Origin of the sequence: Williamsia sp. (genome assembly GCF_016462415.1) — a bacterium.
GTDB lineage: Bacteria > Actinomycetota > Actinomycetes > Mycobacteriales > Mycobacteriaceae > Williamsia_A.
Map to the genome: position 1 here is coordinate 9,234 of NZ_JAEMTF010000049.1, position 24,584 is coordinate 33,817.

The 24,584-nt window shown below is 64.0% G+C and carries 24 protein-coding genes and 1 pseudogene; 13 read left to right on the forward strand and 12 right to left on the reverse strand.

Going from position 1 to position 24,584, the window contains the following annotated elements; genetic code table 11:
* The first annotated feature begins 393 nt into the window (after positions 1 to 393).
* Positions 394 to 666 carry a helix-turn-helix domain-containing protein gene (locus JHC79_RS13315; RefSeq protein ID WP_296391518.1) on the forward strand — a complete coding sequence of 91 codons (273 nt, stop codon included), beginning with the start codon at positions 394 to 396 and terminating at the stop codon, positions 664 to 666.
* Between the two features lie 13 nt (positions 667 to 679).
* Positions 680 to 1,501, forward strand: coding sequence for a Clp protease N-terminal domain-containing protein (locus JHC79_RS13320; protein ID WP_296391520.1), 822 nt, complete (start codon positions 680 to 682; stop codon positions 1,499 to 1,501).
* Between the two features lie 74 nt (positions 1,502 to 1,575).
* Here the strand turns inward: JHC79_RS13320 and JHC79_RS13325 are convergent, their stop codons facing one another.
* Positions 1,576 to 2,445, reverse strand: coding sequence for a 1,4-dihydroxy-2-naphthoate polyprenyltransferase (locus tag JHC79_RS13325; RefSeq protein ID WP_296391522.1), 870 nt, complete (start codon positions 2,443 to 2,445; stop codon positions 1,576 to 1,578).
* A gap of 86 nt (positions 2,446 to 2,531) precedes the next feature.
* Between JHC79_RS13325 and JHC79_RS13330 the strand changes: the two genes are divergently transcribed.
* The gene (locus JHC79_RS13330) at positions 2,532 to 5,840 is read left to right on the forward strand and encodes a BTAD domain-containing putative transcriptional regulator (RefSeq protein ID WP_296391524.1); all 3,309 of its coding nucleotides are present in this window, start codon (positions 2,532 to 2,534) and stop codon (positions 5,838 to 5,840) included.
* 4 nt (positions 5,841 to 5,844) lie between these two features.
* On the opposite strand, the gene JHC79_RS13335 is transcribed toward JHC79_RS13330, so the two are convergent.
* From JHC79_RS13335 to JHC79_RS13355, 5 genes are all read right to left on the reverse strand, one after another.
* The gene (locus JHC79_RS13335) at positions 5,845 to 6,669 is read right to left on the reverse strand and encodes an ABC transporter permease (RefSeq protein WP_296391526.1); all 825 of its coding nucleotides are present in this window, start codon (positions 6,667 to 6,669) and stop codon (positions 5,845 to 5,847) included.
* Positions 6,666 to 7,658: an ATP-binding cassette domain-containing protein gene (locus JHC79_RS13340; RefSeq protein ID WP_296391528.1), complete on the reverse strand. Its 993-nt coding sequence runs from the start codon at positions 7,656 to 7,658 to the stop codon at positions 6,666 to 6,668. Before JHC79_RS13340 ends, JHC79_RS13335 begins: the two co-directional genes overlap by 4 nt.
* A 67-nt stretch (positions 7,659 to 7,725) precedes the next feature.
* Positions 7,726 to 8,079, reverse strand: coding sequence for a hypothetical protein (locus tag JHC79_RS13345; protein ID WP_296391530.1), 354 nt, complete (start codon positions 8,077 to 8,079; stop codon positions 7,726 to 7,728).
* A gap of 37 nt (positions 8,080 to 8,116) precedes the next feature.
* A complete protein-coding gene (locus tag JHC79_RS13350) occupies positions 8,117 to 8,608 on the reverse strand; it encodes a hypothetical protein (RefSeq protein ID WP_296391532.1) in 492 nt (163 codons plus the stop codon).
* Between the two features lie 47 nt (positions 8,609 to 8,655).
* Complete coding sequence (locus tag JHC79_RS13355; RefSeq protein WP_296391534.1) at positions 8,656 to 9,246, reverse strand: lysozyme; 591 nt, start codon at positions 9,244 to 9,246, stop codon at positions 8,656 to 8,658.
* Positions 9,247 to 9,689: 443 nt separating this feature from the next.
* On the opposite strand from JHC79_RS13355, the gene JHC79_RS13360 reads away from it, so the two are divergent.
* Positions 9,690 to 10,856 carry an LCP family protein gene (locus JHC79_RS13360; RefSeq protein WP_296391535.1) on the forward strand — a complete coding sequence of 389 codons (1,167 nt, stop codon included), beginning with the start codon at positions 9,690 to 9,692 and terminating at the stop codon, positions 10,854 to 10,856.
* 3 nt (positions 10,857 to 10,859) lie between these two features.
* Here the strand turns inward: JHC79_RS13360 and JHC79_RS13365 are convergent, their stop codons facing one another.
* The 4 genes from JHC79_RS13365 to JHC79_RS13380 all read right to left on the reverse strand — a co-directional run bounded on the left by JHC79_RS13365 (position 10,860) and on the right by JHC79_RS13380 (position 14,213).
* Positions 10,860 to 11,120: a LuxR C-terminal-related transcriptional regulator gene (locus JHC79_RS13365; protein WP_296391537.1), complete on the reverse strand. Its 261-nt coding sequence runs from the start codon at positions 11,118 to 11,120 to the stop codon at positions 10,860 to 10,862.
* 128 nt (positions 11,121 to 11,248) lie between these two features.
* The gene (locus JHC79_RS13370) at positions 11,249 to 12,334 is read right to left on the reverse strand and encodes a hypothetical protein (protein ID WP_296391539.1); all 1,086 of its coding nucleotides are present in this window, start codon (positions 12,332 to 12,334) and stop codon (positions 11,249 to 11,251) included.
* Positions 12,331 to 13,563 (reverse strand): ATP-binding protein, encoded by a 1,233-nt coding sequence (locus tag JHC79_RS13375; protein WP_296391541.1) that lies wholly within the window; start codon positions 13,561 to 13,563, stop codon positions 12,331 to 12,333. Before JHC79_RS13375 ends, JHC79_RS13370 begins: the two co-directional genes overlap by 4 nt.
* The gene (locus JHC79_RS13380; RefSeq protein ID WP_296391543.1) at positions 13,530 to 14,213 is read right to left on the reverse strand and encodes a LuxR C-terminal-related transcriptional regulator; all 684 of its coding nucleotides are present in this window, start codon (positions 14,211 to 14,213) and stop codon (positions 13,530 to 13,532) included. The genes JHC79_RS13375 and JHC79_RS13380 overlap by 34 nt, the downstream gene beginning before the upstream one ends.
* A gap of 194 nt (positions 14,214 to 14,407) precedes the next feature.
* On the opposite strand from JHC79_RS13380, the gene JHC79_RS13385 reads away from it, so the two are divergent.
* Positions 14,408 to 15,064 carry a nitroreductase family protein gene (locus JHC79_RS13385; protein ID WP_296391545.1) on the forward strand — a complete coding sequence of 219 codons (657 nt, stop codon included), beginning with the start codon at positions 14,408 to 14,410 and terminating at the stop codon, positions 15,062 to 15,064.
* Positions 15,065 to 15,231: 167 nt separating this feature from the next.
* Here the strand turns inward: JHC79_RS13385 and JHC79_RS23815 are convergent, their stop codons facing one another.
* Positions 15,232 to 15,981: an SGNH/GDSL hydrolase family protein gene (locus JHC79_RS23815; protein WP_366782760.1), complete on the reverse strand. Its 750-nt coding sequence runs from the start codon at positions 15,979 to 15,981 to the stop codon at positions 15,232 to 15,234.
* Positions 15,982 to 16,225: 244 nt separating this feature from the next.
* On the opposite strand from JHC79_RS23815, the gene JHC79_RS13390 reads away from it, so the two are divergent.
* From JHC79_RS13390 to JHC79_RS13415, 8 genes are all read left to right on the forward strand, one after another.
* Complete coding sequence (locus JHC79_RS13390; RefSeq protein ID WP_296391547.1) at positions 16,226 to 16,879, forward strand: class I SAM-dependent methyltransferase; 654 nt, start codon at positions 16,226 to 16,228, stop codon at positions 16,877 to 16,879.
* Between the two features lie 138 nt (positions 16,880 to 17,017).
* Positions 17,018 to 17,767, forward strand: coding sequence for a WecB/TagA/CpsF family glycosyltransferase (locus JHC79_RS13395; protein ID WP_296391550.1), 750 nt, complete (start codon positions 17,018 to 17,020; stop codon positions 17,765 to 17,767).
* A gap of 61 nt (positions 17,768 to 17,828) precedes the next feature.
* The gene (locus JHC79_RS13400; RefSeq protein ID WP_296391552.1) at positions 17,829 to 18,650 is read left to right on the forward strand and encodes a glycosyltransferase; all 822 of its coding nucleotides are present in this window, start codon (positions 17,829 to 17,831) and stop codon (positions 18,648 to 18,650) included.
* A 210-nt stretch (positions 18,651 to 18,860) separates the two neighbouring features.
* Complete coding sequence (locus tag JHC79_RS23820; protein WP_366782762.1) at positions 18,861 to 19,253, forward strand: acyltransferase; 393 nt, start codon at positions 18,861 to 18,863, stop codon at positions 19,251 to 19,253.
* Positions 19,254 to 19,948: 695 nt separating this feature from the next.
* A complete protein-coding gene (locus JHC79_RS23825; protein WP_366782765.1) occupies positions 19,949 to 20,434 on the forward strand; it encodes a glycosyltransferase in 486 nt (161 codons plus the stop codon).
* A gap of 456 nt (positions 20,435 to 20,890) precedes the next feature.
* Positions 20,891 to 21,592, forward strand: a complete 702-nt coding sequence (locus tag JHC79_RS13405) for a glycosyltransferase family 4 protein (protein ID WP_296391554.1) — start codon at positions 20,891 to 20,893, stop codon at positions 21,590 to 21,592.
* Positions 21,593 to 21,790: 198 nt separating this feature from the next.
* Positions 21,791 to 22,867, forward strand: coding sequence for a hypothetical protein (locus JHC79_RS13410; RefSeq protein WP_296391556.1), 1,077 nt, complete (start codon positions 21,791 to 21,793; stop codon positions 22,865 to 22,867).
* A gap of 19 nt (positions 22,868 to 22,886) precedes the next feature.
* A complete protein-coding gene (locus tag JHC79_RS13415; RefSeq protein WP_296391558.1) occupies positions 22,887 to 24,155 on the forward strand; it encodes a hypothetical protein in 1,269 nt (422 codons plus the stop codon).
* A 13-nt stretch (positions 24,156 to 24,168) separates the two neighbouring features.
* On the opposite strand, the pseudogene JHC79_RS13420 reads toward JHC79_RS13415, so the two are convergent.
* A pseudogene (locus JHC79_RS13420) lies at positions 24,169 to 24,584 on the reverse strand (O-succinylbenzoic acid--CoA ligase); the annotation flags it as partial.

Here is a 24,584-nt window from a genome sequence, read left to right on the forward strand (position 1 = left end):
TAGCGAGCGAGCCCGCCCTCGCGCGTTGGGCCCTCGTTCTCGCGCGTCGGGCCCTTGCCGCGCTGCGTTGGGCCCTTGTCGCGCTGCGTTGGGCCCTTGTCGCGCTGCGTTGGGCCCTTGTCGCGCCGTGGTGGGCCCTCGTTCCGGCGCGTTGGGCTCTCGATGTCATCACGGGCAGAAGATTGCTCGGACGCGACGAGCTGGTCGCAGGGCCAGTTCGCTCGCCGGCTGACTATTCGCACCCTCATGGGCCGTTCGCACCCTCCCGGGGCGATGCGAACGACACGCGAGGATGCGAACAGACCATGACCATGCGAACGAGCCCAAGCCGCCTCGGAATATCTACCGTCAATAAATGTTGACAGGCTGTAGATGTCAACATAACCTGACACCATGCAGGACGACGGAGACATCGATCAGAACGACATCACCACCGCTGCGGCGAGTACCGATCCCTCTCAGGGGTTGGTCGCCGTCCGCGCCCTGCGCACACTGGCCGACCGACTCGAAGAAGTTCAGGTGGCCAGCGCACGCGAGCAGGGATGGAGCTGGCAGGCGATCGCAGAGGTACTGCAGATCAGTCGCCAGGCCGTCCACCAGAAGCACTCGGCTCGCGAGAAACACCGAGCCCAGGAGAACCAGGGCTCCTCGACCAGAACCACATGAAAAGAGACATCACATGTTCGAACACTTCACACGCGACAACAGGCACATCCTGTCCTTCGCCATGGAAGAGGCCGCCGACCTCGGGCACACCCAACTCGGCAACGATCACCTGATCCTCGGGATGCTCTGCAACGCACGCAGCCCGATCTTCGACCGGCTCACCGCCGAGGGCTTCACCCTCACCGCGGCCCGCGAGACGGTGCGCGAGGTCCGCGGCGACGGCGATGACGCCGATCCCGAGGACGCGGACGCATCGCAGGTCGACGAGGACCGCGAGGCCCTCAAGTCCGTCGGCATCGACCTCGACAAGGTCGCGACCGCCATCAAGAACACCTTCGGCACCGACATCACCGACGGGTGGTCCAAGCGCGGGTCCGAGCGTCGCGGACGTGGCGAACGCAGCCACGGCGAACGCGGCCACGGCGAGCGCGGACACCGGGGCGGACCCGAGCGCGGCGGGGACTTCGGCCCTCGCGGACACCGGGGTCATCGCCACGGCCACGGCGGTCCCGACTTCGGTGGGCCCGGATTCGGCGGACCCGGCTTCGGTGGACGCGGAGGATTCGAGCCGGGCGAGGGACCGTGGGAGAACGGTCGCGGCCGACGCGGACCCCGTGGACGCGGCGGGCCCTTCGGCCGGCCCCGCTTCTCGGTGGACGCCAAGGCGGCCCTCGCCAACGCGGTCCAGATCGCCAAAGAGGCCGGCAGCGATCGGCTCACGGCCGAACACGTCCTGCTCGGCATCCTCAAGACCGACGACAAGCGTTCACGCGCACTGATCGAATCGGTCACCACGTCGGAGAAGCTGCGTGACGCCCTGAGCGCCACCGCCTGATCGACGTGATCGACGCTGCGCCCACGGGGGATCCCCGTGGGCGCAGTGCATTCGCCGGGTACCCGCGAGACGGGTCAGGCGATGGCCAGGCCGACCGCCGTGGCCAGCGCCCAGACGACCATCGCCAACCCGGTCTGTGCCAGCGCCGGGATCAGTGCGGGTCCCTGCGCGCCGCCGCGGACGGGAGCGTGCGCCCGCCACGCCAACGGCGCCGCGAGCAGTCCGAGCAACGCCCACGGAGTCGCGATCACCAGGACCACCGACAGCACCGACGGAACGGCCACCAGAGCCAGATGAAGATCACGAGTCCGCTTGTCGCCCAGCCGGACCGCGAGCGTCGTCTTGCCCGACTCGGTGTCGGACGGGATGTCGCGCAGGTTGTTGGCGACCAGCACCGCGCTGGAGTACGAGCCGACCGCGACCGCGCTGACGATCCCGACCCAGTCGATCCGCCCGGCCTGGACGAACTGCGTTCCCAGTACTCCGACGAGGCCGAAGAACACGAACACCGCGACCTCGCCGAAGCCGGCGTAGCCGTAGGGGTTCTTGCCGCCGGTGTAGAACCAGGCGCCGGCGATGCAGACCGCGCCGACGAGGATGAGCCACCAAGCGCTGGTCAGCGACAGCACCACACCGGAGACGCCCGCGACCGCGAAGGCCGTGAACGCGGCGTTGCGGACCGAGTGCGGCGAGGCCGCCTTCGAGCCCACCAGTCGCATCGGACCGACGCGGTCGTCGTCGGTGCCGCGGATGCCGTCGGAGTAGTCGTTGGCGAAGTTCACCCCCACGATCAACGACACCGACACCACCAGCGCCAGCAGCGCCTTCCACCAGAGCGCGTCGCCCAGCCAGGCGGCGGCGCCCGTTCCGGCGAGCACAGGGGCGATCGCGTTGGGGAACGTGCGCGGCCGCGCACCGTCGAACCACTGCTTCGGGGTTGCCATGCCGACAATCCTTACCCATCTGCTCCCGCGGCCGATCAGACGGTGTCGCAACTAGTGTGTAGATCTGTTCGCGTGAAGGGGTTGTGATGTCGGAGGGGTCGTCGGCGGTGACGATCGGACTGCTGGGTCCGGTCGCGGTCGACACCGGCCGCGGCATGGTCGAGATCGCCGGAACCCGCGCGCGTCGGCTGCTCGCGGCGTTGACGTTGCAGCCCGGCATCGTCCGGTCGGCCAGCGTGCTGATCGACCTCGTGTGGAGCGACGCCCAGCCGAAATCGCCGCAGTCGGCGCTGCACACCCAGATCTCCCGACTGCGCCAGACGCTGCCCGAGGGCATGATCGCCGCCGGCTCGGCCGGCTACCGCCTCGACCTCACCGGCCACGCCGTCGACGTCGACCGGGCGCGCAGCCTCATCGACGACGGCACCGCGGGCGCACTCGACGACGCCGCGCGACTGTGGCGTGGCGTCCCCGGCGACGACCTCGGCGACGACGACCTGGCCGCCGAGGTGCGCGCGGTCGGTGACGGGCTCCGTCGGCGCCTCGACGAACGGCGGTGTCGGGTGGCGCTCGAGAACGGCGACCACGAGACCGCGCGGCGGGTGGCGCAGTCGCTGTGCGACCACGATCCGTTGGACGAGCCGGCGCATCTGTTGCTGATGCGCGCGCTGCAGGGCGCCGGGCGCACCAACGACGCGCTCGCGGTGCACGCCCGTCTGCGGCGTGCGCTGTCATCCGAACTCGGCGTCGATCCGGGCGCCGAGATCGCCGCGCTCCACCGCGAGATCCTCGAGGGCCCGACGGCGGCTGTGGCCGTCCCGACCGCATCGCCGGCCGGCCGTACCGCGCGGGGATCGACCGGGCTGCGGGCCGAACCCAACAAATTGCTCGGTCGCGCAACCGACATCGAGGATCTCCTCGCCGGGCTGCGGCGTCACCGCGTGGTCTCGATCGTGGGACCGGGCGGGGCGGGCAAGACCCGTCTCGCGCAGGCCGTGGGCCGTCGGGTGGCCGACGAGTCGCGGTCGGTGCTCGTCGTCGAACTCGCCTCGGTGCGGACCGACGACGACGTGGTCGGCGCGGTCGCCGCCGCGCTCGGGGTGGGGGAGATCGACCTCGCGCCCGGTGGGCGTCCGCTCATCCCGGTCGGCGACCTGTCCTCGCGACTCGTCGATGCCCTGACCGGCCGGTCGGCCCTGCTCATCCTGGACAACTGCGAACAGATCATCGACGGGTGCGCGCGCGTGGTGTCCGACCTGCTCGCCGCCGTGGCCGATCTGACCGTGCTGACCACCTCCCGCGGGCCGCTGCGCATCGCGGGGGAGTCCGTCCACCGGCTGGGGCCGTTGTCGATCGACGGCGATTCCGAGTCGCCGGCCACCGACCTGTTCGTCGCCCGGGCCACCGCGGTGCGGCCCGACGTCGTCATCGACCGGGACACCGTCGCGCAGCTGTGCCGCGACCTCGACGGTCTGCCTCTGGCCATCGAGCTCGCCGCCGCGCGGGTCCGGACCATGGCCGTCGCCGACATCGCCCGGTTGCTCTCCGAACGTCTGACGTCCGGACGGCTGACGCTGCTGCGGTCGGGCGACCGGACCGCCCCCGATCGGCATCGGACGCTGCAGGCGGTCATCGACTGGAGCTGGGACCTGCTCGACGACCCCTCCCGCTCGGCGCTGCGTCGTCTCTGTCGGTTCCCGGCCGGGTTCTCCTCCGACGCCGCGGTCGCCGTGCTCGGGCCGGCGTTGGGCGACGATCCGTTCGCCGTCGACGACGCGCTCGACGCGCTGGTGGACCAGTCGTTGCTCACGGTGACGGAGACATCGGCGGGGACATCGGCGGGGACGTCGGGCCGCGTGCGCTACCGGATGCTGGAGATGGTCCGCGAATTCGGCGAGGAGCGACTGGCCGCGTCGGGGGAGGGCGCCGACGTCAACGGCGCGATGGCGCGGTGGGCGGCGCACTGCGCCGACGACATCCGCAGCCGCTACGAGTTCGGCGACCACAGCAACGCGATGGCCGACGTCATCGCCGACGCCGACAACCTCGTGTGGGTGCTGCGGCGGTGCACCGACCCCGAGGTCGCCGGGCGTCCCACAGATGCCATCGCAACGGCCATCAGCGTGTTCCCCGCCCTCGCAGGCAGTTGGATCGCGCGCGGGCTGCACGTCGAGGTGCGCAACTGGTCGCCGCGCATCGTCGACCTGCTCGCACACCCACCGTCCGGTCTCGATCACCATGAGCGCGAGCTGTGGCAGGCGTCGTTGGAGATGGCCGCGGGTCACCTGATGATGCTGTCGACCGACCCGCGCGCACTGGCCCGGGCGATGATCGGGCTGCGGGCGTTACAGGATCCCGACGCCGTGATGACCCGCCGCGCCGACTTCATCGGCGCGATCATGTTGTCGCGCAGACCGTTCGCTGCGCTCCGTGTCATCTCCCGGGGGTGTCGGTCGCAGACGCCGGAGGTCCGGGCGATCGCTCTGTCGGTGCGGTCGAACGCGCGGGAGAACTCCGGCGATCTGCGCGGGGCCCTGGCCGACTCGCTGCTCGCCCAGGAACTCGCCACCGAACGTGGCGACATGTGGATCACCGCGATGGGGTCGATGGAGATCGCGAGCATCCACGGTCAGAGCGGTCGGTACGGCGAGGCGGTCGGCTACTACCGCACCGCGGCGGTCAAGCTCGCCGAGCTGGGCGCAGACGAGGAGGTCGCCCAGGTCGAGTGCTACCTGCTGTGCAGCCTGATCGGCTCGGGGGCCATCGACGAGGCGCGGGCCCTGCTCGACGAGATCTCCGACGGGTGGTCGCCGGATCAACCACTGCCCCAGGGTGTCCCGCAACTGGTCGCCGGCACCCTCATCGGTGTCGCCGAACTCGCGCTGCAGTCCGGTGACGACGCGACCGCGGCAGAGGTCGCCGGGCGCCTGGTCCGCTACGTCCTCACCGAACACGCCCGGGCAACCCAGGACCCGTCGATGCTGTTGTCGGTCAGCGCCGGCGTCGCGCTGCTGACGTTGTCGGGGGCAGGCGACACGGCGCGAGAACACCTGCCGGCGCTGGCGACGCTGCTCACCACCCAGTTCATGCCGGCCGGGTTCCGTGACCTCCCCCAGACCGGGGCCGGGGCGATCGCGGTGGGTGCGGCACTGTGTCGGGTGCACCCCGGCTCGGACGACGGCGCGCGCCTGATGGCGATGGGCGCCCGACTGCAGGCCCGGCGGGACTACCCGGCGTTGGGCCGGATCCGCGCCGAGATGGCCGAGCTCTCCGGGATGCCCGCGGCCGCATGGGAATCGATGAGCGCAACGATCGACAGGATGCCCCGACGCGTATGCGTCGAGAACATCCTGTCGATACTGGATCAGGCCGTCCCACAGGAGGTTTCGGCCTGACCGGTCACGCGTTGCGCATGTAGGCCCGTACGGTCAGCGGTGCGAAGACGGCGATCAGTACCGCGGCGCCGAGCAGCGACCACAGGACGTGGATGCCGACGTGGCCGTTGTTGGTCAGCTCGCGCACCGAGGTGACCAGGTTCGACACGGGGTTGACCTTGACGAACCCCTGCAACCAACCGGGCATCGTCTCCGGCTGTACGAACGCGTTGGACACGAAGGTGAGCGGGAACAGGATCATCAGCGAGAAGCCCTGTACCGCAGAGGCCTTCTTGACGAGCATGCCCATCAGCGCCCAGATCCAGGAGACCGCGAAGCTGCAGACGATGACCAGGACGATGGCGCCGATCAGTCCGAGCGGATCGGGCCGCCAGCCCATCGCGATGCCGACGATGAACGTGATGACCGTCGCGATCAGGTAGCGGACGACGTCGGCGAGCAATGCGCCCGCCAGAGGAGCGGTCCGTGCGATGGGCAGGGACTTGAACCGGTCGAAGACGCCTTTGTTCATGTCCTCGCGGAGTTGGGTGCCGGTGACCACCGAGGTGGTGATGACCGACTGCACCAGGATGCCGGGAATGATGATCGGAAGGTATTGCGACACACTGCCGGCCAGGGCGCCACCGAAGATGTAGGTGAACATCAGCGTGAAGATGATCGGCTGGAACACCACGTCGAAGAGCTGCTCGGGGTTGTGCCGGATCTTGAGCATCCCGCGGTAGCCCATGGTGAACGACTGCTTGACGGTGTCGGTGAAGCCGACCGAATCGGGGACCTCCCGCACGATGGGATGCTGCGCGGTCGGGCTGTCGATGGTGAGGGTGGTCATGCTGCGTGCTCCTTCTCGGAGTGGGTGTCGGCGCCGGCCGGCTTGCCGGTGATGGTCATGAAGACCTCGTCCAGGCTCGGCTTGGCGACGTTGAGTTCGGTGATGGCGATGTTCTCGGCGATCAACGCGGCCATGACCTCGGAGACGAGTTCGGGACGCGACAGCGGGATGGTGACCCGACCGGCCTCGGGGCTCAGGGTCCCCTTCTCGCCGACGACCCGCTCGACGATGCTCAGCGTGGCGACGGTGTCGGTGCGCTCGGCCGGACGGACCTGCAGGGTGTTCACGCCCACCGAGTCCTTCAACTCGTCGGCGGTGCCGTCGGCGATGACGATGCCGCGGTCGATGACCGCGATGCGGTCGGCGAGCTGGTCCGCCTCGTCGAGGTACTGGGTGGTGAGCAGGATCGTCGACCCCTGGCTGACGAGTCGGCGGATCGTCTCCCACATCTGCGCTCGGGTCCGCGGGTCGAGCCCGGTGGTCGGTTCGTCGAGGAACAGCAGTGGGGGAGCGGCGATGAGGCTGGCGGCGAGGTCGAGACGCCGGCGCATACCGCCGGAGAACTCGTTGAGCGGACGGGTGGACGCCTCCTCGAGGCCGAATTCCTCGAGCAGATCCGAGGCGATCGTCCGCGATTCCGCGCGGCCCTTGCCGAGCAGACGGGCGAAGACGATGAGGTTCTCGCGGGCGCTGAGGTCCTCGTCGACCGATGCGTACTGACCGGTGACCCCGACGAGGGACCGGACCGCGACTGGCGCGGCGACGACGTCGTGCCCGAAGATCTCGGCCGTGCCCGCGTCGGGGCGGAGCAGCGTGGCGAGCATGCGGACCGTGGTGGTCTTGCCTGCGCCGTTGGGGCCCAGGACGCCGTACACCGAACCGGTGGGAACGACCAGGTCGACACCGTCGACCGCGCGGGTGGAACCGAAGTGCTTGACCAATCCGCGGGCGACGATCGCCGGCGCATCGGTGGCGGGTGCTGTGTTCATGGGACGAACACTGCGCCGAGCGCCTGTCGTCGCACTGACACCGACTGTCGTCGGCCCTGTCGTCGGGCTAGAAGAGGGTGATGTTGTTGAGTCGGTTGGAGTCGCCGTTGGTGTCGTAGGTGTAGGTCAACGCAGGGAACCCGGTGCAGTCGAGGTAGCGGATCTTTCGTGATGCGCCGGGCGCGATGTCCTCCGAGGAGCTCGTGAGCCCCCCGTAGGCGGTGGTGAAGACCGCCGCATTGATCGCGGTGACCGGCCCTTTGTTGACGACGGTCGTGGTGCAGGTGCTGCGGTCGGTGGAGATCGACAGATCGGGCAGTCCGCTCGCGGCCGACGCCGTTCCGGCGGTGATGGCGCCTGCGGCGGCGAGTGATGCGACCGGCAGCACGACCGCCGCGGTGAGTCGGGTGAATGTTGTCATGTCTGTTACCTCCTGGTGGATGTGCGAAGAGATGGGTCTACGCGGTGATGGTGGCCACGGCCGGGGCGCCGAGGTTCGCGAGCGCACCGCCGATGGCGATCAGTCCGGTGCCGGTGCGCACGACGGCACTCGGCGGCACTGGGTCCCCACCGGAGACCTTCAATTGGACCGTGCCCCTGGCTCCCGTCGACAGGTTGATCCACGCGACATTCGCAGGGGGGTCGATCTGGCCCGCGCAGCGGGGGAACGGGGATTTCCGGATGGCATCGTCGACGCTTGCGCAGTACGGGCCCAACGAGAACTTCAGGATGCCGGGAGCGGTTCGAGTGGCGGTGATGTTCTCGACGCCGAAGGGGAACGGGTCGGCGAAGAAGAGCCATCGGGACGGGATGTTGACCGAAACTGACTGGCTCGCACCATGTTGCGGTGCGGCCACGGCGTGTCCTGCGCCGAAGGTGGTGGTCGCGATGGCGGCGGCCGCGGTCAACGACACGACCGTCTTGGTGATGATGCGCCGGGAAATTCTCATGACTGTTGATCCTTTGGTGTTCGCGATGGTGATGGGGTACGGCCGCGTCAGGGCCAGATCAGTCGTCCGGCCTGGAAGTCCTGGGCGTAGCGGGAACCATTGGGGCCCTGGCGGTATTCGTCGCCGACGGGAAGGCCGAGGCGTCCACCCGGACCGCCGGCGGCGGCGTACTTGTTGAGGATCTGGCCCCACACGGGATGGGTGCCGGTTGCGGCCCCGTAGTACATGTTGCCGCCCTCGAAGAACTGTTTACGACCCTTGCCTGCGGCGTCGAGTTCATCGGTGACCGGGAACCCCAGCGGTCCGCGTTCGAAGTTGTACTGCCCCCACCGGAAACGGATCGCTCCGCCGATCTGATGGGCGGTTCCACCGGAGACCGATGCCTTCCAGTAGAAGGAGGTGTCCTTCTCGAATCGCTGGAACCGGCCGCCGAAGGCCGCCGCGGCTTCGTTCATCGTCGGATTGCCCCACTTGTCGGGGCCGCCGGTGGCCTTGTAGGCGTCGAGTATCCGTCCGCCGACGGTGTACTCGCCGTACGACTCGTCCGCGGCGGCTGTTCCCACCGCCTGGGTGGACACGATCATCAGCAGTGACAGCACCGCCACCGCCCACGTCGTCAGTCGTTTCCGTGTGTGCATCGAGATCACGCTCCTTGGTGGTCGGTGGCATCTGTCGAGTCGGAACCTCGACGGATCTGATGGTGGTATCGCGGAGTACCACTTCGTTGTTACGGCGAACGACCGGATGTAGTCTGATCGGACGACATCCGAGTCCGGTGAGTCTGATCCCGCCGACCCCTCTGCGGCCGCTGCCGCGGTCCGATTGGCCGTGTTCGCAACGTATCTCGCATTTGTGCAGATGTCGGAGACGGTGCCGCTCGGCTACATTGGGCACCGCCAGCAGGCGCCCGCCCACGACGACAGAGAACCCGTAGATGCCTCCCGACCACGCGCGCCGACCGACCCGACAGGGTCCGCGGCGGTTCGCCGGTGATCTCGAGGCCACCCAGATCATCCCGTCCGGTGGAGGCCGGCATGCGCGCCCCGAGCCACCGCGCAGACGCCCGCGGCGTGCCAGGGCAGTGGGCCGGACGGCAGTCGCGCTGGCCGCGTGTGGGGTGCTGACCGCGACAGGTCTGGCGTGGTCGGGGGCCCAGACGGTGCAGGGCGCCTTCCACACCTCCGATGCGTTGGACGGGGCTCCGCGCTCGACCGGCGCCGCCGAGAACATCCTGCTCATCGGCCTGGACTCCCGAAAGGACCGCAACGGCAACGACCTACCGCCCGACGTCCTCGCCCAACTGCACGCCGGCGACGGACAGGAAGGCGGCTACAACACCAACACCCTGATCCTCGTCCACGTCCCCGCCGACGGGAAGAACATCGTCGCCTTCTCCATCCCCCGCGACGACTACGTCCCCGTCGTGGGCATCGACGGCTACGACCACGCCAAGATCAAAGAGGCCTACGGCCTGAAGAAGGCCCAGGCCGAACAACAACTCGTCGACAGCGGTGTCACCGACCAGGCCACGCTCGAATCACGCAGCCGCGACGCCGGGCGCGCGGAGACGCTGCAGACCGTCCGCGCCCTGACCGGGGTGCCGATCGACCGGTTCGCCGAGGTGAGCCTCGTCGGCTTCTACGACATCACCAAAGCACTCGGCGGGGTGCAGGTCTGTCTCAATCACGCGGTCTCCGACAGCTATTCCGGCGCCCACTTCGCCGCCGGCGTGCACACACTGAACGCAGCGCAGGCACTGGCCTTCGTCCGCCAGCGCCACGGCCTCGACAACGGCGACCTCGACCGCACCCACCGACAACAGGCGTTCCTGCTCTCGGTCACCCACGCCCTGGCGTCATCAGGGGTGTTCGGCGACCTCACGAAACTCGCCGGGCTCGTCTCGGTGGCCCAACGCGACGTCACCCTGTCATCGGGCTGGAACATCGTCGACTACGCCCACCGCATCGGCGACATCAGCGGCCAGAGCACCCGTTTCACGACGCTGCCCGTCCTGCGTTACGACACCGTCGACGGCCAGGACGTGAACATCATCGACTCCGCCGCCATCAAGACCCAGGTCCAGACCGCCTTCGGCATCATTCCGCCGGCCCCGACATCAGCGTCGCCGCGGCCGTCCACCGGTGTGCAGTCATCGACACCGACATCGACCACAACAGGCGACGACCCGCCCCCGGATCAGGGCCCGCCGGTGACCACGTCGTCGGGCGGGGTTCCGTGCGTCGACTGATCCTCAGAGATCGTCGATGTGGACGTAGCCGTCCTGCAGGGCGCGGGCGAGCAGGGTGGCCTTCGTGTTCGCGGATCGTCCGACGCTCTCGTACTTCGCGCGGATGCGCGAGATGTGCGTGTTGACCGTCGCGCCCGAGATGAAGAGCACGCTGCCCACCTCGTCCTTGGAGTCACACACCACCCAGGTGCGCAGGACCTCGATCTCACGGTCACTCAGGATGGGTCGAACGGGCATGGTGACGGGTTCCAGTACGGCGGTCATGATGGTCCTCGTGTGCAGGGCCGGAGCTGTTCCCGGCGTGCCATGACTTTATGTGTGAAGTCCGACAAACCACCAGACACGACTTGTGGTGTCCCCTGAACTGGTGTCACCGTTAGTTGTAGCAAGCGTCAATCGTCGAGGACCGTTCGTACGGTGGACATCTCGGCGCCGGAATGATCGAACTCGCGGCGGTCGGTGCCGTCGGCGTCGCGCACGTAGATCGAGGCGGTGGCCGCACGGTGTGCGGGCAGTAGGCGGACCCGGACATCACCCGACCCGGCCCGCGCGAGGGTGGTGACGATGTGGGTGTGGATGGTCGACCGGGCCGCTCCGGTGAGTGGGGTGGCGGCACGGTCGTCGATGAGGATCACCTCGACTCCGCGGGCGCGGGCGGATCGCGCGGCGTCGGCGATGTCGGGGGTCACCAGCCCCGGTGCCCGCAGACGGTCGCGTAGATGCGCCTCGAGCAGCTCGCAGGTGTTCCGCTCGGCGTCGGTCAGCTCGGCGCCCGAGGCGATTCGATCGAGCATCGGCCGTGCGAGCCGGTCGAGTTCGGCGAGTTGCTGATCGCGTTCGGCGGCCGCGGCGTTGCGGGCGGCCAGTTCCGCCGCCTGCTGAGCACCGGCCGCGCGGAGTTCGAAGACCGTGGCCGCGGCGGGTCGGATGGTCAGTGCGAACACCGCGCCGATGGCGACGGGGCCGATGTCGATGAGCACGGTCGACGCTGCGCCGAAGACACCGTTCCCGTGAACGATCGACCACACCGAGTGCGCAGCGAGATTCCCCAGCAGCCCGAGCCACGCGAACATCGTCCGGCCGCGGACGCAGAGGAAGCACAGCAGGACCGTCGTCGCGCCGTGCGCCCAGCCCTGTGTGCTGACGGCGAACGGCGACGGGGTGACCCACAGGGTCAGGCCGGCGGTGAGGGGGCAGGCCGCGGCGATGAGGGTCGCCCATCGCAGCGGCAGCGGGTCGCCGGGAGCCGAGATGAGCACCACCGCCGCGACAGCGAGCGCGAGTATCGCCAGCAGCGACGGCCAGAGTGCACCCATGCCATCCTGCGAACTGAGGCTGACGTACGCCATGCATCCCAGGTAGGCGCCGAGCACGAATCGTGCACCGACGGTGTGCATGCCGAGCAGGGCGCGCACGTCGCGCGGTCCGCTGTCGCGGCTCGTGTCGACGAAGGAGTCCCCGAGCATCTGTGTGGTCACGGGGCGGTCCACCGCAGGGTGACGACGGTGCCGCGGCCCGGCGTGGATTCGACATCGGCGGACCCTCCGGCCAGCCCGGCCATCCGTCCGACGATGCTCACCGCAATGCCCATCCGGTGCGCCGGGACAGCGCGGGTGTCGAAGCCGGGGCCGTCGTCGGAGACGGTCACGGTGATCGATCCGGGGGAGAACGTCACGTGGGCGTGGCGCCCGGCGGCACGTGCGGCGTGGCGGACGGTGTTGCGGGCGGCCTCGGCGGCTGCGGCCGCGACGGTGCGGACGACCTCCGGTGGGTAGCCGCTGTCGCCATCCGCGGAGTCGGCGCCGTCGACGATGGTCGGGATCGACTGGTCGACCTCGGCGATGCTGTTGCGGATCACCGCGGCGGATGCGCGCGGGCCCAGGTCGTCGGCGACGACGAACTCCGCGTCGAGTCGGTGCAGGTTGTCGATGGTCGACTGCGCCTGGGCTGTGACGGTCGGTGAGTTTCCCTGCCGCGCGGCCGCGAGCAGCGTCGCCATCACGCCGTCGTGGGTCAGTGCGTTGAACCGGGTGCGCTCGGTGGCCACCGCCTGCGCGGCGGCAGCGGCGCGGGCGATCCCGTAGGCCTGGTCGCGGGTGTGGTCGAGCAGTCGTGCGGTGCGAAACCCCATCAGCGCGGCCGCGACCGGCACGAGGCAGAACCCCCACGCGAACGCCATCTCGGTGAGCAGCGGGCTCGACACCGCGGGTGTACGGACGAGGTAGTTGTCGAAGGCAGCGACCACGACGACCGCCACCAGATACAGCAATGACCGCGGCACCCGCCAGATCAGCGCGGCGGCCAGGGCGGGCAGTCCGTTGAACTGCACGAACCACAGACCGTGGGCGTCGTCGATCAAGCCGCCGTTCCAGGCCAGCGGCCACAGCGCGATCGTCGCGAGGAACACCAGCAATGCGACGGTTGTCGTGATCTGGATGGCGCGAACGGACTTCATGACGCCCGCGACCCCGATCGCGATGCCGCTCGCGAAGACCGCGATGGTCCCCGGTATCGACCACCACAGCGCCGAGACCCGGAAGGCCGCAGCGAAGTACCCCGAGGTGATGACCAGGTAGGCGATGTAGCCGGCGCCGATGAAGATCGCGAACTGACCGAGGATCCGGGTCTCGGCGCTGCCGACCTCGCGAGCGGGAGCGCTGACGACGAGTTTTCTCAGTGCCGGAATCGGCGCGGCATCGGTAGCCATCCGTCCTCCACCGCGCGCTTGTAGAGATCGGTCTTGGTGGGCGCCGGACGGCCCGCGGCGGCGTACTTCTGGCGGATACGTCCGAGGTACTGGTTGACGGTGTCGCCGGACAGTCCGGTGACCGCCGCGACGCGGGCGGCCGGTTCGCCGGCTGCGTAGAGCTCGAGCACCTGCCGCTGGCGTGGGCTGAGGTTCACGTCGACGAAGTCGGCGTCGGCGTCGATGGCCGCCGCCCAGTCCATCGTCGCGACCTGTTCTCCGCGGGCGGCCGTGCGGATCGCGTCGAGGACGTCGGCGGCGCGCGTCGACTTGCGGACCACACCGAGAACGCCGGCTGCGGCCGCCGACCGCACCAGGAACGCTTCCTCGGCCGAGGTGTAGACCAGCGCCTCGATGCCGTGCGAGCGGAGCTTCTCGACGTTGCTGCGCGGCGAGGTGCCGTCGCCGAGGCGGAGGTCGAGGACGGCGAGATCGAGGTCGGTGGTGACCTCGAGGAGTTCGTCGACCGTGCTGCCACCGCCGGCGAAGCTCAGATCGGTGGTCCCGGAGATCATCGCCGACAACCCGATGACGGACGTCTCGTGGTCATCGACGACTCCTATGCGGAACGTGTTGTCGGCCTGCGGAGCCGGGTTGGCTAAGGTGCTCACTCAGCCAACTCGACATGAAGGATTCGCACATGCTTCGTCACCGAGTGATTATCGTTCAGACGTACTCATGCCGGTGTTCAACTGTGAACAGTCACCATGTCGCATGGTCAACAACGCTGCCAGCAGCGAGAACGTTGTTCAATACGACGATCGGGGGACAGGCGTCGAACTGACTCGGCGGCCGCGGTGGCACCATGGCAGCCATGGCCATCCCGGATCTCACCGTCGACGAACTGCTCACCACGACCCGCACCGTGCGCAAGCGCCTGGACCTCGACCGGCCGGTTCCGATGGAACTGATCCGTGAGTGCATCGAGATCGCGCTGCAGGCGCCGTCGGGGTCGAACCGCCAGGGCTGGCAGTGGGTGGTGGTCACCGATCCCGAGCAGCGACGCCGCGTCGGCCAGATCTATGGCGAGGTGACCGAGAAGTACCTCGGGTCGGGTGCGTCGGCGTCGTCGCTGTTCGCCGACGACCCCGAGCGGGCGAAGGTGCAGCAGCGTGTGGGCGCGAGTGCTGCGTACCTCGGCGAGAAGATGGGCGATGTCCCCGTGCTGCTGATCCCGTGCATCGAGACGGGTGGCACTCTGCCGGAGGGCAATCAGGCCGGGCTGTGGGGGTCGCTGCTGCCGGCCGTGTGGAGCTACGCCCTGGCCGCGCGTGCCCGTGGACTCGGAACTGCCTGGACGACGTTGCATCTCGCTCGTGAAGCCGAGGTCGCCGAGATCCTGGGCATCCCAGACGGGTACTCGCAGGGAGCGCTCATCCCCACCGCGTACTACACCGGCGAAACCTTCAAGCCTGCGTCACGCGCACCCCTCGATGAGGTCCTGCATATTGATCGCTGGTGAGCAGGCGCCAACGTGTACCAGTCAAATACTGCCCGAGGCCCAACGGCGTCATACGGAAGTCTGTTGTGCGGAATAAGACATTTGGTCGCACTTCGAAATCCCTGTGATGCGTTGGTGTTTTGCTGAGCGGGGCGCACTTCCAGGTCTCCCGTTGGGGCAATCAGTAATTATCCAGAAGCTCCGGGGGTAGACAGAACTTGGTTGATGGCTAGTACGATCTGATCCGCAAACACCTGGTAACCGCTGGCAGTCAGGTGCTTACCGTCTGCGTCGAACATCGCCCGATCCTGAATCCACCGTTCACCAATTGGATCTAGGAAGCGGAGTCCAGCGTCCGCAGCTGCTGCGCGCATAGCAATTCGATTTGCAGTTACCACGGCAGGATCGAAGGCGCGTGGTTGTACCGGCCCGACAACCAGCACGCGGGCGTTAGGGTATGCCGTTTTCAAAGCTGCGAACACTCTCGAGGCCGCAGTTCGCACCGCGGCTGTACCCGGGTCGGAAAGACCACCTTGGACGACAATCAGCGAAGGCTTATCGCCGTTTCCGCGATCGGAAAGCTTCAATATTCGATCACCGTAAGCGCTAACGCCATCAAGGGTATTGCCCGTGCTAATAAATCCCGTACCGTCTTGCCCGTTTATAACGCACCTCGCCGTTTTAGCTCGGCACACGTCTCTTGGAAAGCTCTTACTAAGTCCACCCGCCTTCGCCCCCGCGGTGTAAGAATCACCGAGAAATGCATACACGGGATCCATGTTGACGCTGGGGAGCGTGGCACTGGGCATCTCGGCGGCATCAGACTGATCGCTCGTCTGGTTGTCTAAAAGTAGCGTCGCAACAATTAGCGATACTGCAGCGAGAAGGACCGCGCCAACCGCGAGGGCGCTGACCATCGGTCGACGAGAACTAGCCATGGGCTGTATTCAACCGGACAACCTTCGATCGCGCACTTGGGGTGACGGCGCGGCCGCTGGGCGGCCGGCTGACCCAAGAGAACCGAGGAACCCAAAAGGGGTGAGCGCCAGGCTACTCAGAAGCAAGAATCGACACGACGATGGTGCGACCGTTGTGGCACCTGCAATTGCTGCTGTCACCCGTTCGTGCGATTCTGCTGTTCTGAGCCCGGTGTGAACCCGCGAAGCGTGGTAGGAACACACGATGACCCGCAACGCCGAGGAGTCCCGCGAAGAGCTCGCCACTCTCAACCGGGGACAGGGTATCTCTGAGAATGATCCGTTCACCGAGGAACGGTACCGGCAGTTCGCGCGACGCATCATCGGGCAGCAGACCGTATTGGATGTGGGTTGCAACACAGGCCGCGGCGGCGCCGCGTTGAAATCTGCGTGCCCGTCGGTGCGCCTGTTCGGCCTTGAGATGTTGCCGGACCGAGTTGCACAAATACCACCTGGCCTCTACGAGGCACCGGTCACCGGGGAGTACCTCGAAGACCACCACAGCCCTGCGGGTGGTTACGACGTAATTCTCATGGGTGAATTGATCGAACACGTACCGTGGGCGGGGATTGATCCCCTCATTTTCTCCGCCAAGAGACTATTGAAACCGGGCGGCAAAATCTTCCTTACTACACCAAACCCGCATTATCTATTATTAAAGAGGCGTAGCCGAGGGTCGGTGTTGGGCGGCCCACACGTGAGCGTTCATTGCCCTGAGGCGCTAAGCCAGTACCTCAAGTTTCGAGGTTTCAATGTTGACGAGCTTTGCGGAACCGGGCGAGTGTCAGCCACTCTTGGGCATCGATGGCCCTTGTCTTTCTACGGTGCTTACCTATTGGTAGCAACTACAAGACCATGATGTCGCGCGACCTGGGCGGTCACCTCCATCGTTTCGCAGGTCTGCAGGAGCCTCGGCTAGCTGCTAACTTCATCACGGCGCTGCGATGGCGGGGCATCACGGTTAAAGTCGGGAGTTCAAATGCACGGTCGGCGAGCAGTGGTGGGAGCGATCCCTTTTGAGGTAACCGACCTCCGCTGCGCCTGCGACCAGGTACTCGACTACGCGGCAAACCGAATTCCAATTGCGGTCCGTCTCGGCAATGCATTTACTATCGCTAGCGCGGCGTCAGATCCTCAATACATGCGCCTGTTGGCGCATGGTGGGGTCAACTTTCCAGACGGAGCCCCTGTGGTGTGGGCCATGAATCGAAACTTACCACGCCGTGCGAAAGGATCCCGGGTCCGAGGTCCTTCGCTATTCGCCGACGTGCTCGACAAAGGCCGCTCACAGGGAATTCGGCATGGCTTTATCGGCACGACGCAACAAACGCTGGACAACCTGGTTAAAGTGTCGCATATCCGCTACCCCGGTCTAAGAGTTGGTGCAACGTACGCGCCGCCCTTTGCAAAGTCGCATAACGCTCTGATCGAAAGTATTACCTCGGCAATTGATCTTTTAGAGTGTGACCTAGTGTGGATCGCGTTAGGAACTCCTAAGCAAGACTTTGTCGCGGAGCAGATTGCTAAAATTTCTGGGCGGCCCTGCGTAGGTATTGGCGCGGCGTTCGACTTTGCTGCAGGACAAGTGAAAGAAGCCCCGAAGATAATTCAATCCACCGGTCTAGAGTGGCTATACCGGCTCTCTCAGGATCCGAAGCGCCTCTGGAAGCGTTATACCGTTGGCAACATTGCATTTGCTCGACAAGTCTTGATTTCACGCAAGATCGATCGAAGTGACGAAATCTAATGTCGTACGTGAACAGGGAACCATCGCGGTCGCGGGACGACTCACGCAAGGGGGTGTTCGCGTGACCTACGGTGACTTTTTTGTAGCAACTCCGAACTACAATTACTCGCGATTCCTGCCTGATGCAATATCGAGCGTACGCGAACAATCGAGCGGGTCAAACCTGAGAATTTCTCATCATATACAGGATGGAGGAAGCACCGACAACTCGATAGAAATAATTCGGGCGCATGCCTGGGAGCGACTGTCCTATTCGTCTGAACCCGATCGCGGTCAATGTGATGCTGTGAATCGCGCCTTAAAGAGATGCCCCGATCATACGAGATATGTATCTTGGTTAAATTCAGACGAGTACTATCTCCCCAACGCTTTCAGTGCAGTAAAACGATTTTTCGAAAGAAATCCGGAAAAGGATATTGTATTCGGCGACAGTCTGCACGTAGACATCAACGGCAATCTGCTTAAACCGGTAGCACAGTACAGATTTAGTCCACATGTTTTGAAGTGGAGGGGAACTTATATCCAGACCAGCTCTACCTTCTACCGATCGAAGGTTGTCGAGTCTGGGGACCTTTTCCTAGACGAAAGGTTCAAACAGGTGATGGACTTAGAGCTTTTTCTGAGGCTCCACAATCGTGGATATAAATTTGGGCATCTGCCCCAGTTTCTTTCCGGATTCAGGATACATCCTGACCAAGTCACTCGGCGAAATGGCGCCGGTGTTGCAGCAACCGAGAAGAAGCTTATACCGGACGTCGATTCTTCGTACTGGGCTAGTAAAGCAGGTAACGGCCTACATCGGCTGCTGAAAATTGCAGATGGCGGCTATGTCCGCGAATTGTCCGCGCGACTATCGCGAGATTCTTCAGTTGTCCGAAACTAAGTAACAGGGGCTAATTTGAACCGGCGGAAATTTCAACTATTGTCGGCGGCGGCCGCCGTACTTCGGGCGCGAGTCTGGAGACTTCGTGTAACTATCGGGCCGGGTTGTAGGTTTTACGGCCAACCCATACTGACGCAGGTGCCCGGATCGACCCTGACTCTTGGACGCAGCGTTCATCTTGTGTCTCGGTCACGGCAGACCGCTTTGGGCGTGACACACCCCGTCGTAATCAGGACTCTGCTCGCCGGTGCGGCTATACGAATTGGAAATGATGTTGGGCTTAGTGGCACTTCAATTTGCTCCGCCAGCTCAATAATCATCGGGGATCGGGTCCTCGTAGGTGCGGACGTCATAATCTGTGACACTGACTTTCATCCGATCGATTCTTCTAGTCGTCGTTATAGCCCGATTCCGACGCCCGAGTCTGGCGACGCGGTAGTTATTGAGTCGGACGTGTTCCTCGGGGCACGATCGGTGGTTCTCAAGGGCGTGACCATAGGTGCATCGTCAGTAGTTGGCGCTGGCTCTGTTGTCACAAAGAGCGTTGAACCATACTCGATCGTCGCAGGCAATCCGGCCAAAGTGATCGGGCGGATCCGGTGAGACCTGACCAGGGCGGGCGCCGGCCCTCGGTGCTCATTTCAGCCTTCGCGTGTAACCCGCAGGAAGGGTCCGAACCTGGGGCTGGTTGGGAGTGGGTGAAAGCGGCGTCGCAAGTGGCAGATGTGCTTGTCTTGACGCGCCGAGACGCAGCCAACCCTGTCCTCTTGGAGCATCTGCGGCAACTCGAGAACCCTCCACGTATGAAGGTCATCTCCACGCCTGTTGACGCCCTTCAGCGTCGAACCGCTAAAGCCACATATCTGAGGTACGCATGGTGGGTAGCTCGCTGCCAAATCGAAATTCGTCGTTGCGAGAAAGCCGGTCGTATCGACGTGGTGCACCACGTAACATACGCGAGCGATTGGTTTCCGGCTCCGCGTCCAGACAACGCGAAATTCATTTGGGGGCCCGTAGGCGGAGCTACGCAAACGCCCCGAGAGCTTCGGCATTATCTGTCTGCGAGGCGCCGCATCATAGAGATAACTCGGCATCTAGTGTGTTCGATGCTTCGGTCAACGTTTACCCGCGGAACCATTCTCTCCGCTCACACGTGTCTAGCCTTAAATTCTGATACAGCCCGTGTGGTAGCGAAGAGTGGCGCACGGCGGGTCATCGTGGAGCCTAACGCGATCGTCGAGGTAGGCGAACGGCGTCATGTAGGCCAGTTGCAATCCCGGAAATGGGTCGAGGTGGTTATGGCGGGACGCTTACTAGAATGGAAGGGCATCACCGTTGCGCTTCAATCACTAAAGATCGCCAGCGATGCGGACTGGCGCCTTTCAATTTACGGTGACGGACCCGATAGGCATCGGTTTCAGAGAGAAGCAAGAGAGTTCGGTGTAGCCGGCCGCGTGAGCTTTCATGGGGTCGTGCCGCGCGGGGATTTGATGTCTGCCTTGAGCACCGCTGACGCTCTTCTATTTCCGAGCTTTCATGATAGTGGGCCCTGGGTAGTCGCGGAAGCCTATTCATTAGGTATCCCTGTTCTTTGCTTTCCTCAAGGTGGCGCTTCTGTTCTGGCCGGCGGCAACGCGCACATAATCGACGTCTCCAATCCAACACAGAGCATCGCCGATATCATCGGCGGTCTTAGCCGCATGAGCCGGCCGCTAGCGGTCCCGGTTCCGTGGGGTACGGACAGGGTCGTTCGCCTACTTTCCAGCCTTTACGGAGCATCCTAGATGCGTGTACTAGTTTTTCATAGCGATTATCGCCAGCCAGGCGGGGAGACAAAGAGCGTCCTTGCAGAGGTCGCACACTTACGGGCGGCAGGCGATGAAGTACGTCTGGCACTGGCAGCCACGCCTCAATCTTTCACCCTCAAAGATACGGCTGAAATAGTAATGTCCGGTGCGGAGTCTAGATCTGCCGCGCTTGGGGAGATTGCAGCATTCGCTCCGGACATTATTCACGTGCAAAACGTATGGCCCATGTGGGGCCACGGACTAGTCGACGCCATTGCCACCGCGGGTGTCCCCTATGTGCAGACGCTCCGGAACTATCGGTGGTCGTGCCTCAGTGCGAACCACTTTCGCGATGGGGGTCCGTGTCACAGCTGCGGCAAGGCGGCCACGGCGGTCGCTGGCGTTTTCCACGGGTGCTACCGCGGCAGTCGTATCGCAAGTGCTGGCCTGGCTATGCACGACGCCAAGATGCGGATGTCTAGGCGTAGGGCGGGTGGCGCGCCGAAGGCGCTTATCGCCTTATCGCTGGCGATGCGCGATGAACTCCTGCAGTCATCGAGCGGGTTGCCGCCGGTTCATGTCAAGTACAACAGCCTGGAAGTGGATCCAGGTCTCGGCACTCATCATGGCGCCGCCAAGACTGGTTACATATGGGTGGGCCGGCTTGAGGCCGAGAAGGGTTTTGACCTCGTCGTGCGGACATGGCGGTCTTGGGAGAATCCACCACCTTTGACCATCGTTGGAGACGGGAAACTCGCAGATCAGGCGAGGGAGCTGTCGCTCGCTTCGCCACACGTCGAATGGACACCGCGTATGGAACATCAGCAGGTCATGACCGCAATCGCGGAGCATCGAGTGTCCTTGATAACTCCGCTGTGGTCGGAGCCCTTCGGACGGGTTGCTCTCGAATCGCTAGCGGTCGGAACCCCAGTTGTGCATACCGGCAAGGGTGCGCTCGATGAGCTAGTTGGCGCGAGCGGTTGGAAGTTGGATTTGCGCGGTGACCTAAGAGCGCAATTGTCAGACTTTTACGAGCAAGCGCAGGCGACAACCGGGCGAGCACGAGCTCGATACGAGGGAGTGCTTTCCCCTTCGGCGACGACGAAAGTCCTGCAAAGCATCTACCGAACGGCATTGGAGCCGGGCGTTCACTGAAAGAACCAGTTTGATAGAACGATCTATAGGAGACCGCCAATGGTATCGACTGCTCGCGATAGCGGAGGTGTGGTGAATACGACGGTGCCCAAGACGCGCGGTGCGGTTATCGAAGGTTTTTGGCTGACTTCATTTGTTGCTTTGTCTCTAATATCTTCGGCCGTACTGGACTATCGCGGAGGATCGGTCTTTTATGCGATGGCCGGACTCCTCTTCATGATGCGCCTCGTCTCGTCTGGAATCACGAAGAGGGGCCGCTCAGGCGGTTCCGAGTTGGCGCTGGTAGCGCTAATTATTTGGGGTTTTGTGGGTAGTGCGATAGGTCGATTCGGATTCGGATATAACGCAAACGCGCTGGCGTTCTTTGCGCCGCTCCTGATTCTTATTGTGAATCTAGTCTCGCCGGTTAGGCTTACGACGAGAGTGGTTTTGCGCGGGTTCGCTGTCGTTTCGGCGATATACTCGCTGTCAGCAATTCTCGTTCTGATATTCAATATACAGATTGCTCCGGACTTTCAGTTCCGGCATCAGACCGCATTCTTCTTAGTGGCTGGATTTGGATCAGCTCTCGTTCTCAAGGCTAGGCTACTCCTACTTTTGCATGCAGTTGCCACCGCGACGTGTTTCGCACAGTACCCGGCTTTGACTTACATACTGCTTCTTGTAGTTGCGGTAGTATGTACGGCCTATGTTTGTGCACCGCATCGACTGCGATTGCCTTTTCTTTACGTGATAGCGGCCGCTGGGCTAATGATTATCTTGGGTAGGAGCCAACTCGACGGACTGCGGATGGCGTATTTTTCAACGGTTGGCAAAGGAGACAACTCTAGTACTAGAGAGACTCTGTTTAGGATTGGTGTCGAAAAATTGAGGGCGTCGCCGTTCTGGGGAAACTGGTTTGTCGAGAACATATCCGTTAAGGCGCCCGACTCCATCACTGGCGGTCAGGTGCTGGTGCCACTACACGATGACTACTTGCAGCTGAGCGTCGCGGGTGGACTAGTTTTCACTACAATTTTCACAGTAGTCTTGTTGTGGATATGCGTTCGAGCACTCCATTTCAGTGCTTCAACTAATCGGAGTCCCACTTGGAGGATTAGGAATCTCTACTCGCTGTCTACCGCGTCCAAAGCGCGATACGTCTGCGCGATGTCGGTCTTGGCTATCATGGTCGATGCAATGGTAAATCCGATTTTGATCGAGCCGGGCGCTGCACTTACGCTCGGCGTGCTCTTAGTCGCGATTTTTTGTCTCCGTGAGAAGGACGATGAATAGATCGGCGTCCGACGCGTTCGTGGGATTGGTCGACCAGGGCGTCCTATCGCTCAACACCCTTCTCATGGCGGCACTCGTCGGACATACCCTGAGCGCAAACGGGTTTGGCGCTTACGGCATCGCGTTTGTGATCTACACCCTAGCTCTGACGGTATCGCGAGCTGCGACCAGCATGCCGTTCATGCTTCTTTGGAAAGACTCGTCGAGATCTCGCGGGTTCGAGACCGGATTCTTCGGTGTTTCTGTTCTGTTGTCAAGCTTTTGCGGGCTGGTTATCGCGTGTGTATCGATCTTCATCAATGGCGAACTGCAGGCGGGGCTGCTAGGTATAGCGGCGGCTATTGTGCCGCTCTTAATTCAAGACTCGTTCCGATACTATCAGCTAAAGGTAGTTGGAATCAGAGTGGTTCTGGCCGCAGATACGATTTTTTTGGCTTCCAATATGGCCTTGCAAGCGCTGGTCGTGGTAATTGCGCCGCCCCAGGCGCTTTTGTTCATAATGTTTTCTTGGGGTCTGTCGGCTCTATTGTCGATGTTGGTGAAGTTTAGGGTATTTGCGCTGATTCGCGTTAATAGATGTGTGCATTTCTTTACCGTCCCTGCGAAGGGTCCCGCGTCTAACCTAACGATCGAGGCTTTTGTCACATCGGGTAGTCAGTACACTGCTATCTTACTGGCGTCAGCGTTTGCCGGGCTGGCGTTATCAGGTCAGATTAGAGGCGGTCAAGTTATCTTGGGCCCGCTTGTCGTCATCTCGCAGGGCGTTCTTATGTCGGTGCTTCCCCGCGTCATCGAGCTGGGCGCACGCGACCGCGTTCGAGTGAGCCGGGTGTCTATGCTTTTCGGGGCGTTTCTTTTCGTGTGTTCGATTGTATATTCGGGGATTGCGTTCCTAATCCCAGATTCGATTGGGGAGAGGGTGCTGGGCGGAGCTTGGTCGTTGTCACTGCAGTCGTTGCTACCCCTGGCAATTGCTCAGGCGTTCGGAGGATTGGCTCTTGGCGCTACTTTGGGGTTTAGGGGTCTTGGGCTGACATCCCCGACAATGTGGCTCCGCATAGCTCTTTTTCCGATTGCCCCGATCGCCTGCGTCGGTGGCTATTTCTGGTTAGGGGTTACAGGCTGTGTATGGGCGCTAGCGGTCTCTTCTGCGGTGACTTGTTTTGCGCTGTGGTGGCGCTATCTGCGAGTCGCGGGGGTGCAGAGCTCAGAGGCTCCTGTGCCGAGCGAGTCCTTGAAGGACGGCCGTCACCGTCGTCCGGAAGTGACTTCTGACCTTCTGCCTTGAGTCCTCTGAGACGCTATTTTCGTATCTGTCTGCGGATAAGGTTTTTATCGACCTTCCCGGGTCCACGGCGGGGTAATTCGTCCACAATGAATATGTCGCGAGGCACAGCTGTGCGGTCGACGTGTTCGGCCGCCTTTGCGCGAACCCGCTCGGAGGTGACGACGGCACCGCTCGCGGCGACCACCACGGCCACCACACGCTCGCCGAGTCGTTCATCGGGTACACCCAGCACCGCGCATTCGGCGACGGCCGGGTCGGTGAGAATGGCGGCCTCGACCACCTGCGGCACAACGGTAAGCCCACCCGTGGTGATTGCTTCGTCGGCCCGTCCAACGATGCTCAGCACGCCGTCAGCGTCGAGGCGTCCCAGATCATCGGTGCGGTATTCACCAGGCGTCGCAAAGGCTGGATGCTCGGGCCGGTTGCGGT